Genomic DNA, 16751 nt, shown 5'->3' on the forward strand with positions numbered 1-16751 from the left:
TATGACAGAGCGAGATATGACTCAATACATTTCACCAAAAAACTACAGTTATAGTGAGTTTCCAGAAGCCACTGATGTCCCAGAAGGTATGAAGACTTTAAAAGTGTCTCTTACACCAAGTTATCCACACGTTGAACTCAACATTCCTTACGCAGTTAAAAATGGTTTGACCCTACATTTGCACATCATTACACCAGCAGAGGCAGAAAACAGTCCTCACCGGTACCCACTCATCATGTGGGTTCAAGGGTCAGCTTTTCACAAGCAGCAACTTGGCAATCACATGGCACACATGATTCACGTCGCCAGCCAGGGATTCGTGGTTGCTATGGTTGAATATCGATGGGCGCCAGAAAGCCCCTTTCCTGCACAGATCAAAGACTTGAAAACGGCCACGCGCTTTATGTTACGTCATGCCAGCGAATACCACGTAGACGCTAACCGCTATCTTGCTTGGGGAGATTCCTCCGGCGGCCACACTGTTTCTACGGCCGTCGTGACCGCAAACCTGCAAGAATTCAATGACGAAGATGTTCTTGAACAACCGCTGAATTATAAGGCATGTATCGATTTTTATGGTCCGAATGACATCAGCAAAATGAACAAAGTACCCTCGACTCAAGACCACATCACCGCGCATAGTCTCGAAGGTGAGTTTTTCGGCACCAACCACATTTATGACGTCCCCGACCTTGTTCAAAAGGGAAATCCCATCACCTATGTGGGTGACGAAAAACTGCCGCCGTTTTTAATCATGCACGGGAATAAGGATCGGCTTGTCCCATTTCAGCAAAGCGTCTTATTGTATCAGGCACTCAAGGCACACCATCAGAATGTCTCGTTCTATAAGATCGACCAAAGCGACCACGGATCTGATGCGTTCTTTACGCCAGATGTGCTACAAATTACATTTGACTTCATCAAAAATGCTTTAAACTAGCACACAAAGGACTTTGACCGATCCAGTCAAAGCCCTTTTTATTATCGATTAAATTTCAATACGCGCGATCGTGCCAACAGGCTGTAAATGCTGTGCACCAGCACCGTGCCGAAGAAAATGACGGAAATCAACCGCACTGTAAACAACGCGGCAATCATCGGCAGCGAATAATGAATATAACCCAGTTTAAATACTTCATACGCAAACGCCACGACAGTCGTTGTCACGGAAGAAGTGAGCAGACTGACCCAGTCCCAGCGTTTGTACCGCCAGATGGTAAACCCAACTTCACTCCCGATACCTTGAACAATACCTGAAAGCAACGCTGCGATACCAAAGGTGCCACCGAAAATCACTTCTGCGGCAGCGCCCAACACTTCGCCGACAATGGCCGCACCAGGAATCCGCGTCATAAAAATAGCAAGAGGTCCAGCCATGATCCACAGCCCAAACAACACTTCGTTCGCAAATGGGCCAATCACAATATACAGTGCGTTGTACAAATAATCTGTCCCAACAAAAATGGCACCAAAAACGATGGCCATCACGGCAATTAAAATAATATCCTGTAGGTGAAATTTTTTCTTTTGCATGTTAATTCTCCTTCGCTGGTTTCTCAGCGTGACACCATTGCCAAACAAAGCGGGCAATGATCTTTGTGTAGGTTAATAACTGGGTAAAGCTGGCTTGTTCATCGTTGGTATGTGCCTGTGACATAGTACCTGGTCCGTATATCACACACGGAATGCCGAAGTAGTCAAACCAACCACCATCCGCGACAGACGTTGACATGGTCACAGTTGGTGCCTCACCAATCTGTGACTCATGAGTTACTTCTAACAACTGAATAGCCGCCGAATCCTCATCCAATTCAAGCGACGGAAAGACCTCGCCCTTATCAACGAGCATCGATTCACCGCCCCATTCAAATGTTGGCAAATTATCACGTAACCACGGATCAGCCGTCGCCGCTGCAAGAACCTGCTGTTCCACTTCAGCGGTGATATCATCAACATTTTCATCGGGATAAAAGTGCACAGTGATCCAGAGTCTCACCTCATCCGCCACAAATGCTGGGTGAATTCCACCCTCAATATACGACGGATTAATCGTATCCGTCCCCGCAGGAAACCCCGGATAAGACTTCGTAACCGCCCAATAGTGTTCCAGCGTTTGCAACGCTTGAATGACCACAACCATTTTTTCGACCATACTAGCAGCCTTTAATCCGCCACCAGCCGCCACCATGTTGACGCGGTTACCGTCATGATAGGTTTTTTGACTCTTGAGCGTGACCCAGCCAGTAATAACGCCACCCTGTCCCTGCAACTGCAGATCACTTGTGTCGCCAACCAACGCAAAATCCACCGTCTCTCCTTGTTCCAGCAACCGTTTGGTCCCAACTTCACCGGCCTCTTCACCCACGACAGATTGGAATTTCAAATCACCCGGCAACTGCACACCAAGGGCCTTCAGCTGGTCGAACAAGTACAGAAAACAGGCCATGGCGCCCTTCATATCACTCACACCGCGGCCAATCACCAAGTCACCGTTGCGTTGCATGGTAAACGGGTCGGTCTGCCAGTCCTGGTCAGCTATCGTGGCCACATCAACATGGCCATTAAGTAACAGACTGTTGTGTGCCTTCGCATCAGTACCATGAAGGGTCGCGGACACCAGCGTATCCGTGTCATAGAAAGGCTGCGTCTTGACGTCAAACCCCGCCGTTTCCAGTTGTGTCGTAATCATCTCTTGTAACGGTGTGGTATTCCGTGCCGTTGGCGACACTGTTTTGAACGCAACTAATTGTCCTAATTTTTCAAACAAGTCATCCTGGTGATCTTCAAGCGCCTGCAGCAGTGCCTGTTCTGTCGCTTTTGCCAAACTGCTCATCCTTTCTGTGTTCCTCAGGGGACAGACGTGTTGATCCACGCAAAATAACCTCTCAACTAGCAGTCAAGAGGTTAGAAATCGCGCGTGTTTTCATGTCTCATAGCCGTCCCTACGCGAGTTCTAACTCTCAGGTTCAAAGGGTCCGGTCGTTAACCGTCTCAGCCCACATGGGGCTCCCCTCGCTTTTGATTCAAATCATGCCATAAGTGTTGGCGAATTACAAGTGAAACCTCACAATACTTTCAGGACAGCTGTCCGCAGTGCCTCTGTTGCAGCAATCGTATCCTCCGCTTGCATAATGGCCGAAACAACTGCGACGCCATCCACGTGAGCGGGCTGAACTGCCGCCACATTGCTGGCCTTCAACCCACCGATCGCATAGACTGGAATCGGCACCCGCGCTTTAATCTCTGCCAACGTATCGACGCTGGTACGCACCGTCTTAACGTGGGTCGTCGTTGGAAAAATAGCACCGACGCCCAGATAATCCGCGCCCTCACGCACTGCCCGGTCAGCTTGCGCAATCGTTTTGGTAGTGGCACCGATGAGTTTATCCGGTCCCAAAATTTGGCGAACGACCGCCACTGGCAGATCACTTTGACCAACGTGAACGCCGGCAGCGTCCACCGCCTGGGCAATGTCCAACCGGTCATCGATCAGTAATGGCAGGTCGTAGCGGTCAGTAATCATCTTGACGCGTTGTGCCAATCGGAAATAGTCACCACTGGCCAACGTCTTCTCCCGTAGTTGAACGAGGTCAACCCCAGCCTGGCAAGCAAGTTCTAACCGTTCAAAAAAGGTGTCATCCGTTAATCCGGTTCGGTCAGTTACAAGGTATAACGGTCTGTTTGTTAGGGTCATGAAACCATCCTCCCGACTCAAAAATAGTATTGCACTCGCATTCTAACGAACAATTTCTCGCTTGTATAGTCAGACTCACCCTCACCGAGCGCCAAAATTAAATTGCTTCATCAGAGCAAAAAAACAAGAAAAACAACAAAAACGTCTTCGGTTGACATTTTAAATCGAGTCGGTTATAAATATAAGCGAAGTCACACCTAGTGACGCAAAACAAAATATGCAAAGTTCGTCTGGGGTGCCGGCAACGGCTGAGATAATACCCATCGAACCTGATGTAGTTGATACTACCGAAGGAAGCGCGACTTAAAACTGACTTGACTTAACTGGCGAGCCCGCTCCTTCAATCAAAGAGCGGACTCGCTTTTTGGTTGTGGGACGGCGCCATCACGACCCGGTTGAGTAAGCGGTTTCAGTCTCCTGCTTCGGGTATCTGAAGAGGAGGCTTTTTTGATGGTTATTGTAAATGGGACAGAAGAACAGCACGTTGCCGGCCAGTCGATCACGGCGTTTTTAACTGCCCGTGACGCACCAATTGACAACGTGGTGGTGGAATTGAACGGTGAGATCATTCACCGACCACAGTTTGACGACACGCAACTTAACGAAAACGACAAGGTGGAACTCATTTCCTTTGTCGGTGGCGGACGCTAGGAGGGACACTATGTCAGAAACAGTTACGGAACCAACGATCCAAGGCATGCCCATTTCGGATGTCTATGCCGGCATGAAGGAACGCAACGTCAAGGATTCCACTGAAAAATTGACGGCTACCCACGTTGTTATCGCTGGCTGCGGCGGTCTTGGCACTAATATCGCAATCGCCCTCACCAGAATTGGTGTCGGTCGCCTGACCCTGATCGACTTTGACAGCGTTGAACTCAGCAACCTCAACCGGCAACAGTTTAAACTCAGTCAGGTGGGCATGCCTAAGGTCGTGGCAATGAAGCAGAACCTGCAAGAATTCAACCCGTTTGTGACTATCGATACCGTCCAAACGGAAGTGACCCGAGACAACGTGCCCGACCTATTCAAGGACGCAGACATCATCTGCGAAGCCTTTGATAACCCAGCTGCAAAGGCACTGCTGTTGGATGCTGTCAGCGCCGTTTTTCCTGATACCCCCCTCGTTATGGGGACCGGGATGGCCGGCGTGCACAGTGCCAACACCGTGACCACGAAACATCCGCGCCCCAACCTCTACATTGCCGGCGACGGTGAATCCAAAGGGGGCAGAGGGATTAATGGCACCACGGGTCATGGTCGCTGCCGGACACGAAGCCAACATGATCACCCAATTGATTTTAGGCGTGACCGAACTTTAACAAAGGAGTTTTATAAATGACAACTGATACTCAGGATTTACTCACCATTGCGGACCATACTTTTTCATCCCGGTTCATTCTCGGATCGGGTAAATACTCCTACGATTTGATTGATGCTGCAGTGACGCACGCAAAGGCCCAGATCATCACCATGGCCCTGCGTCGGACCGCCTCAGCCGAGGAGAATATTCTCAACTTCATCCCGAAGGACGTGACGATTTTACCCAACACTTCTGGGTCGTCTAACGCTGAAGAAGCCATTCGAACGGCTCGTCTTGCCCGCGAACTCAGCGGCAGCGACTTCATCAAGCTGGAGGTCGTTCCGGATAAAAAGTACCTCATGCCGGACAACGAAGAAACCGTTAAGGCGACTGAAGTTTTGGCAAAGGAAGGCTTCATCGTGATGCCATACATGTTGCCGGACCTCAACACTGCCCGTCGTCTTGTCGATGCTGGTGCCGCCACCGTAATGCCATTGGCTGCCCCAATTGGCACAAATAAAGGCCTCGCAACCAAGGACCTGATTCAGATTCTCATCGACGAGATCAACGTCCCAATTATCATCGACGCCGGTATCGGCCGACCAAGTCAGGCGGCCGAAGCCATGGAAATGGGGGCAGATGCCATCATGGCCAACACCTCAATGGCAACGGCCAAGGATATTCCGTTAATGGCAGAAGCCTTTCGTCTCGCCGTTGAAGCGGGTCGAAAAGCCTACCTCGCGGGTCCTGGACGGGTAATCGAACACGGTGCGGTGGCCTCATCACCACTGGCCGGTGTCAGTCAGAAGGCCTAACCATGATGACCAATGAAACGGCAATGCAGCCAGCAATCGCTGACCTGTTTCAGCGGATCATTCACCTTTCCGATGGCACGACCGGTCAAAATCGGTTGGTGTACACACCTCGCTGGGTCGCTGCCCAAAAGGCCTTAATAGCTTTTGCAGTGGCGCAAGACCTGAGCGTCAGCGTCGACGACTACGGCACGGTCTACATGGATCTGCCGGGACGCGCAACAGCGCCAGCTATCGCGACGGGTTCTCACATGGACACCGTTGTTCACGGGGGCCAGTTCGACGGCCTGTATGGTGTTCTGGGTGGGCTTCAGGCATTGCTGACCCTCCGCGACCGTCATGGCCAGCCGCATCAGACGCTGCGCGCCATCTCATTTAGCGAAGAGGAAGGCAGTCGTTTTCCGACCACATTCAGTGGGTCCAAACACTACGCCAGGCTTGCTGATATAACTGGGTTGACCGATGATAGCGGCGCATCATTTGACACCGCAAGGATCACCGCAGTAACCCAGCTGCAGCAACTCCCTGGCGTCACTCGGCAGCTGCCAGCTCTGCCCAAGTCGTTTACCGAACTGCATATTGAGCAGGGACCGCGTCTGATCACTACTGGCCGCACGATTGGACTCGTCAGCGCCATTGTGGGCCAGCGTCGTTTCACGATCACCGTAACCGGCACGGCCAATCACGCGGGCACCACGCCCATGAACCAGCGGCACGATGCACTACAGGCTGCCATCACCTTAATGTCACAGTTGCGTGTGACCGCAGCAACGGCAGAGTCGCAACTCACATTCACAGTGGGTCAGCTGACGGTTTCGCCGAACACGTCAAACGTCATCCCCGGTAAGGTTGTCTTCACAGTTGATTGCCGGCACGCTGACGACACTGTCTTAGGCGCCTTTGAAACGGCCATGCGCCACCTCGTCAATCAAACATCAGCGCCCGGCATCACCGCGTCGATCATCAGGTGGGTGCACGATAAGCCGGCACCGTTAGCCGCCCCCTTACTGGCAGCTAACCGCATGTTAGCCACCCAACTCGGATTTGATCCCGTGGTGATGGACTCGGGTGCTGGCCACGACAGTGAGATCATGAGCCGGGTCACCCCAACCACCATGATCTTCGTGCCCAGCGTCAACGGCATCAGCCACGCGCCAAACGAATACACTGCACCAGAGGATTTAGCTGCTTGCATTAAACTGCTCACCGCAAGTCTGTTCCAGCAAGCCTATTGAGGAGGCCCCGCATGCACAAAGTCAGTCTGACCACCCAAATCACCATTGGCATGCTAGTGGGTGCCATTGCCGGAATGTTGTTTGGCAAAAACGTCAGCGGCGTGACTGTGGTGGGTGATATTTTCTTACGACTCATCCAAATGGCAGTCGTGCTGCTGATCTTCGGTGCTGTTATCGAAGCCCTCGGCAGTCTGAACCCGCGTGACCTCGGCCGGTTAGGTGCCAAAACTGGGCTCTGGTTTCTCATGACCACCCTGCTGGCCGCCCTGGTTGGACTAGGCACTGGTCTGCTTTTTAAACCTGGCCTGAGCGTCCACTTAGACCAGTTGCGCAAGACCCCCGTCCACCTCAACACCCCGACCAACATCAGTCAAACCATCCTGAACTTCTTTCCAACCAATATCTTTGACGCCCTCGCTAAGGGCAACGTCATTCAGGTGATCATCTTCGCCATCCTGTTTGGCCTCGTCCTGAGTCAAGCCAACAAAGACGGTAAGTTCAGCCAAGTTCTGACGCTGGTTAAACAAACTAATCAACTGACCGTTAAGCTAGTAATGCTGATCATGAAGGCCGCCCCGCTTGGCATCGCTGCCCTTATCGCAGGCGTTGTTGCGGACAATGGCAGCCAAGTTTTTCTGCCGCTGCTGACCTTTCTGCTGATTTACGGTCTGGCAACCGCAGTGTTTCTCATTGCGCTCTTCTGCGTCATCAGTTGGGTGGCGAAAGTGCCGTTGATTGGCCTTGTGCACGGCTTTACGCAAATGATCATGGTGGCCTTTACCACCACAAGTTCCGCCGTTGCGTTGCCGGTTGAAATGAGTGATGCCCAGTCCAAACTTGGCGTCAGCAAACCAATCAGCCAACTCGTTTTACCCCTTGGCATGGCACTCAACAGCAACGGGCTTGCGATGTATTTGTCTTTGGTGTGCGTCATGCTCACGCAACTTTACGGCATCCGCGTCACACCGATTGCACTGGTTCAAATCGTGCTGCTATCCGTACTTTCCTGCCTTGGCACCGTTGTGGTCCCGGGTGGCGGACTGGTGGCGCTAACGATCATCGTACCAACGCTGGGGCTTCCCCTGTCGAGCATCGCATTATTCGCTGGCATCGACTGGTTCTCAGGTATGTTTCGGACCGTCACTAACGTTGTGGGTGATACCACGACTGCGATTGCGCTGGCCGCGGGCGAGGATGAGCTGGACCGCGCTGTTTATCATAGTGATAAGGTGTCTGTTAAGCACTAGTTCTTCGCCGAGACACCAAAAAATCTCCTTTAAACTTGACGTTTAGAGGAGATTTTTAGTGTCTAAAAAACACTTTTTGTTGTCTTAAGTTGTGCTTGCTTTCTAAAGTTCACGATCATCAACCCAAAGGCGACGATTGATAGCACCACTAGCAATATAAAATCATGTTCACTGCCCTGTGCTGACAAAACTGCCTGGGACAAATGTCTACCGCTTTCCTGGCTGCTGGTCAACAGAGTTGCCATAATTGCCGTACCAATTGCCCCCGCATACTGTTGGCTGGTACTGAACATCGCGTTGGCATCCTGTTGTAATTTCAAATCAACCTGTTGAATCCCATTGGTCATGGCATTTCCAAAACTAAAGCCAAAGCCGATACCAAAAACCAGATAAAACAGGACGATCAGTGTATTTGTCAGATGCAGACCAAAACTGGCAAACAAGACCATCGCAATCACGATAATGGCGCCACCGATACGAATGGGTACCGCCGCACCGCGGTTATCCAGCATCCGACCACTGAGCGGTTGAATGACAGCAGCGGCCAAACTGCCTAACAGGATGGCCGACCCTGCAACCAGTGAGTTGGCTCCGAAAACTAATTGACCATAGTTTGGCAACAGATACGAGATACCGATATTGATCAGCTGTAACAGAAAATATGGAATGAGACTCAACACTAACGTTGGTGATTTAAAAATAGCGAGGTCCAATAAAATCCGTTTTGAATGTGTGGAATGGTAAGCAAACCATGCCAGCACAAGTAGACCAACAACCAGAAATCCCCAGAATTGTATGCTGATCCAGCCATAGGTACCGGCATCTGTAAAGCTTTCGGCAACTAAGAAAAACGCCACCGCCAGCAGAATAAAGCCGAACGTGTCAAACGGATCACGGTGTGTTTCGAATTTCTGAGGAATGGTGAAACTCCCTAGTAACACCGCGATGACAACGACGGGTAGAATAAACCAGAAAATCTCACGCCACGTAAACAAATACGTGCTCATGCCGCCATACGTTGGGCCCAGCGATGGTGCAATCCCAACCACCATACTGCCAAGACCCATGAATGAGCCTAACCGCGCAACGGGAATCTGCTGCAGAATAATTGCAAATAACAACGGGATGGCGTATCCGGTTGCCACCGCCTGAATCAGCCGACCAATCAGCAGCACTGTAAAACTTGGTGCTAATGCACACACAAAACTGCCGACAATGAATGCCAGACCGGCAAAAATAAAAATGCTGCGAATCTTAAAGCGACGTTGCACAAAAGCCGAAGTGGCCATGGTTAACGAAACCAGCAACAGGTACCCGGTTGCGATCCACTGGACCACGTTCATGGGTAACCCAAACTGTTTCATCAGCGTTGGGAATGTCACGTTCATCGACGTTTCAACGAGCACGCCGCAAAAAGCCATTAGACTTGCGCCAAGAATGGCAAGCAACGTCTTCTTGGGAATGGCTTGATTTTCCAAAATAAGGATCCTTTCTACAAATGAGGCATCATTAAAATGTCCCCAAGAGGTAACGAGAATATAGTGCAATCGTTGCACTCAACGCAGTGAAAATGGTCGTGCACAACTCTTTCAAGTATAGGAGTCCTCGTGAAAATTACAATCAAAAAAACCTGCCACTTATTAGGTTAAGCAGCAAGCTCTTTTAATCGCACCATTATTTTTGATACCGCGCCTTCAAAAAATGCGCCATATCTTCCGGGTCACGCCCAGTAATCGTCTTAAAGTCGGTTGTGACAGCACCAAGTTCACCCTTGGCACCACCAGCGTACATCGACCCCAGCTCATCGCCGTCACCCTCAGGCGCATAAATGCGGCCAAATTCAGCAACGGAAACAGGCTTGTAGCCGATCTTTTTACCGGTAACTTCAGTCATAATTGCCCCCAACTTATCCATGGTATAGGCCTCAATCTGGGTCACCGTGTACACCTGACCGTTATTGCGCAATTCTGGTTTCACGGCAACGGTCGCAATGGCTTCAGCACTATCGTCTTGGGCGATAAATGACATCGCAGCATCACCAACCGGATAGATCAAGGCTTGGCGTTCAATTAACTCAGGCAGATAAGGCACCAGCGGATCGGCATAAAGTGAGTTCTTAACCACCGCGTACTGCAGGCCGGAACCCGCTAACCGCCGCGGTGCGTAGGCGTAGTATGGCGACATGGTGGAGGGATTGTCTTCCTGATCAGCATAGAAGCTGACGAAAACAATTTGCGAGACACCAGCGTTTTTCATCGCAGTTAACGTGTTCTCAAACTCAGTAACCCGTTGCAGCACATCGTAGGTCTTACTTGGAATGTAAACGAGCACGTCAGTCCCCTGCAGGGCTGCGGTCATCGTATCCACATCCAGGTAGTCGGCCTTCACGGTTTTGATGCCTTGGTCATTCAGCGCTGTTGCCTTCGCTGGGGTGTGAACAGCCGCCTGTAGTGACGCTGCGCCAACCATCTTGACCATATCCTGAACAACGATGCTGCCTAAGTGACCTGTTGCACCTGTAATTGTGTATGTTGTCATGTTCAATTCCTCCTAAAGAATTAGTTTAAAATATGATGCGTCTTCAAATAATCTCGAGCAACGGTCGACGCTTTTTCGTGTTCAACCGTGACTTTATAGTTCATCTCCTGCATATCTGAGGTGGAGATCTTGCCAGCCAGCTTATGCAGTGACTTGACCACGCCTGGATGTGACTTTGCAAAGCTGGTCAGCATCAATGGTGCTCCTTGATATGGGGGGAAGAAGCTCTTGTTGTCTTTTAAAACGACCAAATCGTACTTTTTGATCTGCGGATCCGTTGTATACGCATCCGTCACATCTACCTTACCATCATGCAACGCTTGATACCGCAATGACGGCTCCATTGTCCGAACAGAACTGAAGTTTAGACCGTACGCCCTCTTCAAGCCGGGATACCCATCCCGTTGAGAGTAAAAGTCAGGATCAAAGGCAGCCTTAAACTGCGGGTGTTTGGCCAGATCAGCAATGGTCTTCAAATGGTACTTTTCCGCAACTGACCGTCGAACAGTCATCCCGTAGCCATTTTGATACTGCATGGGTTGCAGTAGCGTCATCTTATCTTGTTTCTGTAAATCGGTTTTGGCGTCCTGATACGCAATTTTCGGATCCGGGTTCACATCCCGGTTTGTCTTGACCAGCGACTGCAGGACCGTCCCAGTAAATTCGGGATAAATATCAATTTTCTTGCTCTGAAGGGATTTGAACAGGAAACTCGTGCCACCAAAGTTACGTTTAACAACCACGTTAATTTTTGGATTGTCCTGTTCAATGAGATCTTTGTACATACTAATTAAAATTTCAGGCTCGCCACCCATTTTACCGGCGACGGTAATGGTCTCGCGGTGCGGCGTAGCTAACTTATCAACGCCAAAACCCAAGCCGCCTAAAATAATAACGACCAACACGCCGATACCTAACTTTTTAAAGGAAACGTGCGACAAAAGGCCAATCAGCCAACTAGCAACTAGCGCCAGCACAGCGGCCAGAACCGCCCCAATGATCAGCGCCGCATTGTTGTTGGACTGTATCCCAAGCAGGATGTACGTCCCAAGACCGCCACCGCCAATCAGGGCTGCAAGGGTGGCGGTCCCGATAATCATGACGACGCCGATGCGAATCCCGGATAAGATCATGGGCATCGCTAACGGGATTTCGACCCGAAACAGTTTAAACGATTTTGAGACCCCCATGGCATCCGCAGCTTCTATCAAAACGGGATCGATATTCGTCAATCCAGCGTAGGTGTTTTGATAAATCGGCATCATGGCGTACAAGACCAACGTAATCACCGCTGGAACCGTCCCGATCCCGACAATTGGAATCAGTAATCCTAAAATTGCCAGGCTTGGAATCGTTTGAATCACACTTGCGACCTGTGAGACAAACTCGCCAGCGCGGCGGTGATTGATCAGCGCAACGGCCAACGGAATGGCAATGATAATAGTGATCAAAGCGGCAATCACTGAAATTTCAATATGCGTGCCAAGTGCGCCAATGATTGCGTGGGAGTTGGAATGCCAATACTTAATTAATGAATCATTCATTTTAATACTTCCTCCTACCCTAACGTTGACATGTAAGCAATTAAGTCAGCACCGGTCAAAACTTGTTGATTGACCTGAACCAACATTTCAGGTGTTTCAGCAACCACTTCAGCCCAGTCGTAAATCGTGTTTTCGTCTTTCAAAACAGTCACTTCATCGGCGGTTTGAACTGGTCGCCCATAGCCCGCTGCGAGAACCTGTTTCATAAATTGTTTCCGCGACTGACCATCGTCAAAAAAGTCACGCACAAAGTCATTGGTGGGACTCGCCAAAATGTCATTTGGTGTGCCAAACTGTTGCAAGGTCCCATCATGAATCACTGCCAATCGGTCAGCCAATTTAATGGCCTCCTGCATATCATGCGTCACGAAAATGAACGTTGTGGGCAGCTCATGATGCAGTTTCAAAATCAGGTTCTGCAGCTGCCGCTTTGACAGCGGGTCCAACGCACTGAAGGGTTCGTCCATCAAAATCAGTTTTGGGTTAGCAGCCAAGGCCCGAACGATGCCGACGCGCTGTGCCTCACCACCGGAAAGTTCACTCGGCTTTCGCACCAAGAACACTGCGGGATCTAAATCAACGCGTGCCAGTAGTTCACTGATCCGTTGATGTTGTTTGTCTGCATCTCAACCAAGCGCTTCTAGTTGGACGCTGGCGTTTTGTTCAACCGTCATATTCGGAAACAGCGCCCCAGTTTGAAGAACGTATCCGGTATGCCGACGCAGGTCTTGAACATCGATGCTGGCGACATCGTCATCGTCAATAAACACGCGACCTGATGTTGGTGAAATTAATCGATTAACCATTTTAAGCAGCGTCGTTTTGCCACTTCCTGATGGGCCAACGAGTACAAATAGCTCGCCACTGTTGATTGTTAATGACAGATCTTTAAGTGCGTTCTCGTTGCCGTACCCCTTTGTGACATCTTTAAAACTAATCATAATTCTGTGCCTCCTGATGCCGCTCGAGGCACCTATCTTCAAAACAATTTCGTTCAACTTGTTATTTACATTGTAATAGGTAAAAGTAAAACGTCAACCCGTTAATTTATAAAATACAGGATTATCGATTATTCGGTATCGCTTTCTTTTACGCGGTCTCTACATTTAAAGTGAGGCCAATTTTTTTGCAAACAAAAAAGCATAGCCCCTTTTTCGACTATGCTTCACCTGCTACTCTAATTATTCAGCTGTCTGACGCTTGCTTTTCCGAACCAAAATATCATCAATAATACTCTGCAACGTCACCGCACCCATCACGTTTTCAGCTGCGGATTGCACCTTATCGTAAACACTATCCAGCGTTTGCTGAATGTTGCCGCCCACGATGCACTTCGGATTGGTCTTATCATCAATGTGCAACAGGTCTTCCTTACCTAGCGCTTCATAAACGTCATAGACGGTGATCTCACTGGCAGCTCGGCCCAGTTCCGGTGAGACAGTTCCTGGACGCGTTGTCAGCAGGCCGGCCTTTGATAAGGTCGACATCAGCCGGCGAATTAAACTCGGATTAGACTCGACACTCAACGCAATTGCCTTGCTTGAAAGGTCATCATCCTTATAGATATCAACGTACGCCAAGATATGGATGGCGTCACTTAATTTATGGGAAAATTTCATTTTAGTCACCTATTATCCTTGAATTCTGTGCACAGTATACACGCATTTCCTGTAACATTCAAAGTTACTGTTCCGGTTGACGTCTATTCTAACCAGTATTAATATAAATAACAAGTATCCGTCTCATTTATTTGAAAGAAGGCACAATTATGAATCATGAAAATATGACCGCCAATGACTATCTCAACTTGCTGGTCAACGACATTCACTCGACCGTTTTATCGACCATGGGCCCCGATAACCGCCCTAAATCAAGGATTATCGATATGATGCTCGCAAAAGATGGCAAACTTTACTTTCTAACCGCCAACTTTAAGCCATTTTACACACAACTGCAGGCTGATCCGGCCGTTTCAATTACCGGTCGCCACGGGACTGACACCATGTCGTCTTACGCCATTACGGTTGAAGGTGATGTCCGCGAGATCGGCACCACCTACCTTGCCGACATCATGGACCAGAACCCTTATATGAAAGAACTGTATCCAACGCCGGAAAAGAAGGCCACTCTGAGCGTGTTTGAGGTGTACCAGGGAACGGTCGCAATCTTTGATCTGTCCGTCACGCCTCCCTATCAGGCTGCGTTTCAACTGGGAAACTAGCGTATGCCATGCCCTACATGACGCTATGCCATTATTGGTCATTGCAAGTTCAGTTAAAGTTGTCTACAGTAAACCATGTGTATTTTAAATCCGGAGGTGAATCACCATGTCTACTGAAATTCTCTTCATCGGAACTCCTGCACGATAGTTGAGGTCAGGAGTAGTCTCCTGACTGGTCACATTTCCATTAGTTAGCAACACCATTATGGAAACGCGTTTCAGAAAGCAGGAAACTAAATCATGAATATTAGAAATTTTGCCATCATCGCCCATATCGATCACGGTAAGTCCACATTGGCTGACCGGATCATGGAGATGACGGCCACCATTACAAAACGAGAAGCCAGCGACCAATTGCTCGACAGCATGGCTGTTGAACAGGCACATGGTGTCACTGTCAAATCACGCACCGTCCGAAATATCTACCACGCGGATGATGGTCAGGAGTATGAATTTAATTTAATTGATACGCCGGGACACGTAGATTTTAATTACGAGGTTGAAAAAAGTTTATCGGCAGCGGAAGGCGCCATCCTCTTAGTCGACGCCACTCAAGGCGTTCAAGCTCAAACGGTTGCGAACTATCGACTGGCACGTCAGGCGGGGATCGTTGTGTTGCCCGTGGTCAATAAGGTCGATAGTGCCAGTGCCGATGTTGACCGAACCGAGAATCAGATTCGGACCATGTTCCCGGAACTAAAGAACAGCCCCATTTTACCCATTTCAGCTAAAACTGGATTAGGCGTTCATGACGTTTTGGAGGCCATTGTTCATCGGTTGCCAGCGCCAACAGCCAACGACCAATTGCCCCTGAAAGCCCTCGTCTTTGATTCCGAATACGATGCCTTTCAGGGCGTCATTGCCTATGTCCGAGTGTTTGAAGGCGTTCTTTCCGCCCAGACGAACCTGACATTAATGGCAAACGCGTTGTCGTTCAATACGAAAGAGATCGGGATCCTAACGCCCAACCGACTAGCGCAAACCCAACTTCATGCTGGCGACGTTGGGTACGTCATCACCGGCGTCAAGGATCCACAGCTTGTTCGAGTCGGTGATACGCTAACTGAAACACAACACCCAACAAATACAGCATTGCCAGGCTATGCGCCTGCGCAATCCATGGTGTTTGCCGGTATTTACCCTCAAGACGACTATTCAGCATTGAAGGATGCCATCAACAAACTCGCGTTGAACGACCCGTCACTGCATGTCGCCAATGCTGTGTCAGATGCCTTAGGACCGGGATTTTATTGCGGTTTTCTTGGTATCTTTCACCTGCAGATCATCAAGGAACGGCTCCATGATGAATACGGTGTTGACGTCATCGTGACCGCCCCCAACGTCACTTATCGCGTCACGCAAAATAACGGCACTGGTGACCTCCTGACGGTAACAAATCCCCAACACTTCCCAGATTTCAACAAGATCGAACACGTTGAAGAACCGAGAATGCGGATCGAACTCACAACACCTGCAGCTCTATTAAATGATGTCATGCGCTTAGCTAATCAGCATAAGGGTGAGTTTGTCGATATGGCGAATCAAGACGACCTGGTTGTCTTGACGTACACGATTCCGTTAGCCGAAATTGCGTACTCATTTTTCAATGAATTGAAGTCCCTGACCCACGGCTACGCTAGCCTTTCAACGCGCTTTGATGGCTACGCACCAGCAGATGTGGTGCGAGTTGATGTTCAGATCAACTACGCCAGGGTTGATGCGCTCACATTTGTCACCTATCGAAGCGATGTTGCCGACCAAACACAAGAACTGGTCCATAAGCTCAAGTACGTGGTGCCGCGCCGGCTGTACCCAATGCCGGTTCAGGCTATCGTTGAGGGCAAATCCATTGCGCGGGTGGACATTCCTCCGCTGCGCAAAAACGCCGCGGTCAATGGTGAGTCGCACAGTATTTCAAAAAAGCAGCAACTCTTACGACGTCAAAATAGCAACAAACGTGCAGCTGCTCACAGTGATATTGAGCTGCCGCAAGAAGTGTTTGATGCAATCTTGACTATTGAATCGTAACGACTAAAGAAGTAACGTCAATCGGCGTTGCTTCTTTTTTTAGCGCTCCAAATACCTCACGTCACACAATTCTACCCAAAAAGGTACTAGGGCACTAAATAGTGCGTACTTGTTTGCCCAGACATTCCC

The 16751-nt window shown here is 49.6% G+C and carries 14 protein-coding genes, 2 pseudogenes and 2 riboswitches; of the genes and pseudogenes, 8 read left to right on the forward strand and 8 right to left on the reverse strand.

Translation table 11 applies throughout. From position 1 onward, the window contains the following. Position 1: 1 nt before the first annotated feature. Complete coding sequence (locus AYR61_RS02650) at positions 2 to 940, forward strand: alpha/beta hydrolase (RefSeq protein ID WP_065901553.1); 939 nt, start codon at positions 2 to 4, stop codon at positions 938 to 940. 41 nt (positions 941 to 981) lie between these two features. Here the strand turns inward: AYR61_RS02650 and AYR61_RS02655 are convergent, their stop codons facing one another. The 3 genes from AYR61_RS02655 to thiE all read right to left on the reverse strand — a co-directional run bounded on the left by AYR61_RS02655 (position 982) and on the right by thiE (position 3694). Continuing rightward, complete coding sequence (locus AYR61_RS02655) at positions 982 to 1533, reverse strand: ECF transporter S component (RefSeq protein ID WP_054708460.1); 552 nt, start codon at positions 1531 to 1533, stop codon at positions 982 to 984. A 1-nt stretch (position 1534) separates the two neighbouring features. Then, positions 1535 to 2833: an acetylornithine deacetylase gene (locus AYR61_RS02660; protein ID WP_065901556.1), complete on the reverse strand. Its 1299-nt coding sequence runs from the start codon at positions 2831 to 2833 to the stop codon at positions 1535 to 1537. Positions 2834 to 2922: 89 nt separating this feature from the next. Next, a riboswitch (TPP riboswitch) is annotated at positions 2923 to 3023 on the reverse strand. Positions 3024 to 3064: 41 nt separating this feature from the next. After that, the gene (gene thiE, locus AYR61_RS02665; RefSeq protein ID WP_056987989.1) at positions 3065 to 3694 is read right to left on the reverse strand and encodes a thiamine phosphate synthase; all 630 of its coding nucleotides are present in this window, start codon (positions 3692 to 3694) and stop codon (positions 3065 to 3067) included. Between the two features lie 221 nt (positions 3695 to 3915). Then, a riboswitch (TPP riboswitch) is annotated at positions 3916 to 4008 on the forward strand. Positions 4009 to 4144: 136 nt separating this feature from the next. Between thiE and thiS the strand changes: the two genes are divergently transcribed. The 5 genes and pseudogenes from thiS (at position 4145) to AYR61_RS02690 (ending at position 8291) form a co-directional block, all read left to right on the forward strand. After that, positions 4145 to 4345 (forward strand): sulfur carrier protein ThiS, encoded by a 201-nt coding sequence (gene thiS, locus AYR61_RS02670; RefSeq protein WP_054708454.1) that lies wholly within the window; start codon positions 4145 to 4147, stop codon positions 4343 to 4345. Positions 4346 to 4355: 10 nt separating this feature from the next. Beyond that, a pseudogene (thiF, locus tag AYR61_RS02675) lies at positions 4356 to 5016 on the forward strand (sulfur carrier protein ThiS adenylyltransferase ThiF). 16 nt (positions 5017 to 5032) lie between these two features. Further along, complete coding sequence (locus AYR61_RS02680) at positions 5033 to 5812, forward strand: thiazole synthase (protein WP_054708450.1); 780 nt, start codon at positions 5033 to 5035, stop codon at positions 5810 to 5812. Between the two features lie 2 nt (positions 5813 to 5814). After that, positions 5815 to 7044, forward strand: a complete 1230-nt coding sequence (locus tag AYR61_RS02685) for a hydantoinase/carbamoylase family amidase (RefSeq protein WP_225356507.1) — start codon at positions 5815 to 5817, stop codon at positions 7042 to 7044. Between the two features lie 11 nt (positions 7045 to 7055). Beyond that, a complete protein-coding gene (locus AYR61_RS02690; protein ID WP_065901558.1) occupies positions 7056 to 8291 on the forward strand; it encodes a dicarboxylate/amino acid:cation symporter in 1236 nt (411 codons plus the stop codon). A 62-nt stretch (positions 8292 to 8353) separates the two neighbouring features. Here the strand turns inward: AYR61_RS02690 and AYR61_RS02695 are convergent, their stop codons facing one another. From AYR61_RS02695 to AYR61_RS02715, 5 genes and pseudogenes are all read right to left on the reverse strand, one after another. After that, the gene (locus tag AYR61_RS02695) at positions 8354 to 9769 is read right to left on the reverse strand and encodes a DHA2 family efflux MFS transporter permease subunit (RefSeq protein WP_065901561.1); all 1416 of its coding nucleotides are present in this window, start codon (positions 9767 to 9769) and stop codon (positions 8354 to 8356) included. 196 nt (positions 9770 to 9965) lie between these two features. Then, entirely contained in the window at positions 9966 to 10829 is an 864-nt protein-coding gene (locus tag AYR61_RS02700) for an SDR family oxidoreductase (protein WP_054708443.1), read from the reverse strand. A 20-nt stretch (positions 10830 to 10849) separates the two neighbouring features. Continuing rightward, on the reverse strand, positions 10850 to 12373 hold the full coding sequence (locus AYR61_RS02705) for an ABC transporter permease/substrate-binding protein (protein WP_065901563.1): 1524 nt from the start codon (positions 12371 to 12373) through the stop codon (positions 10850 to 10852). Between the two features lie 14 nt (positions 12374 to 12387). Next, a pseudogene (locus AYR61_RS02710) lies at positions 12388 to 13314 on the reverse strand (ABC transporter ATP-binding protein). A 240-nt stretch (positions 13315 to 13554) separates the two neighbouring features. After that, positions 13555 to 13992, reverse strand: a complete 438-nt coding sequence (locus tag AYR61_RS02715; protein ID WP_054708441.1) for an Rrf2 family transcriptional regulator — start codon at positions 13990 to 13992, stop codon at positions 13555 to 13557. Positions 13993 to 14141: 149 nt separating this feature from the next. Between AYR61_RS02715 and AYR61_RS02720 the strand changes: the two genes are divergently transcribed. Further along, the gene (locus tag AYR61_RS02720; RefSeq protein WP_065901565.1) at positions 14142 to 14594 is read left to right on the forward strand and encodes a pyridoxamine 5'-phosphate oxidase family protein; all 453 of its coding nucleotides are present in this window, start codon (positions 14142 to 14144) and stop codon (positions 14592 to 14594) included. A 240-nt stretch (positions 14595 to 14834) separates the two neighbouring features. Further along, a complete protein-coding gene (gene lepA / locus AYR61_RS02725; RefSeq protein WP_065901570.1) occupies positions 14835 to 16622 on the forward strand; it encodes a translation elongation factor 4 in 1788 nt (595 codons plus the stop codon). Positions 16623 to 16751 lie beyond the last annotated feature (129 nt).

It is taken from the genome of Secundilactobacillus paracollinoides, assembly GCF_001702155.1.
Classification (GTDB): domain Bacteria; phylum Bacillota; class Bacilli; order Lactobacillales; family Lactobacillaceae; genus Secundilactobacillus; species Secundilactobacillus paracollinoides.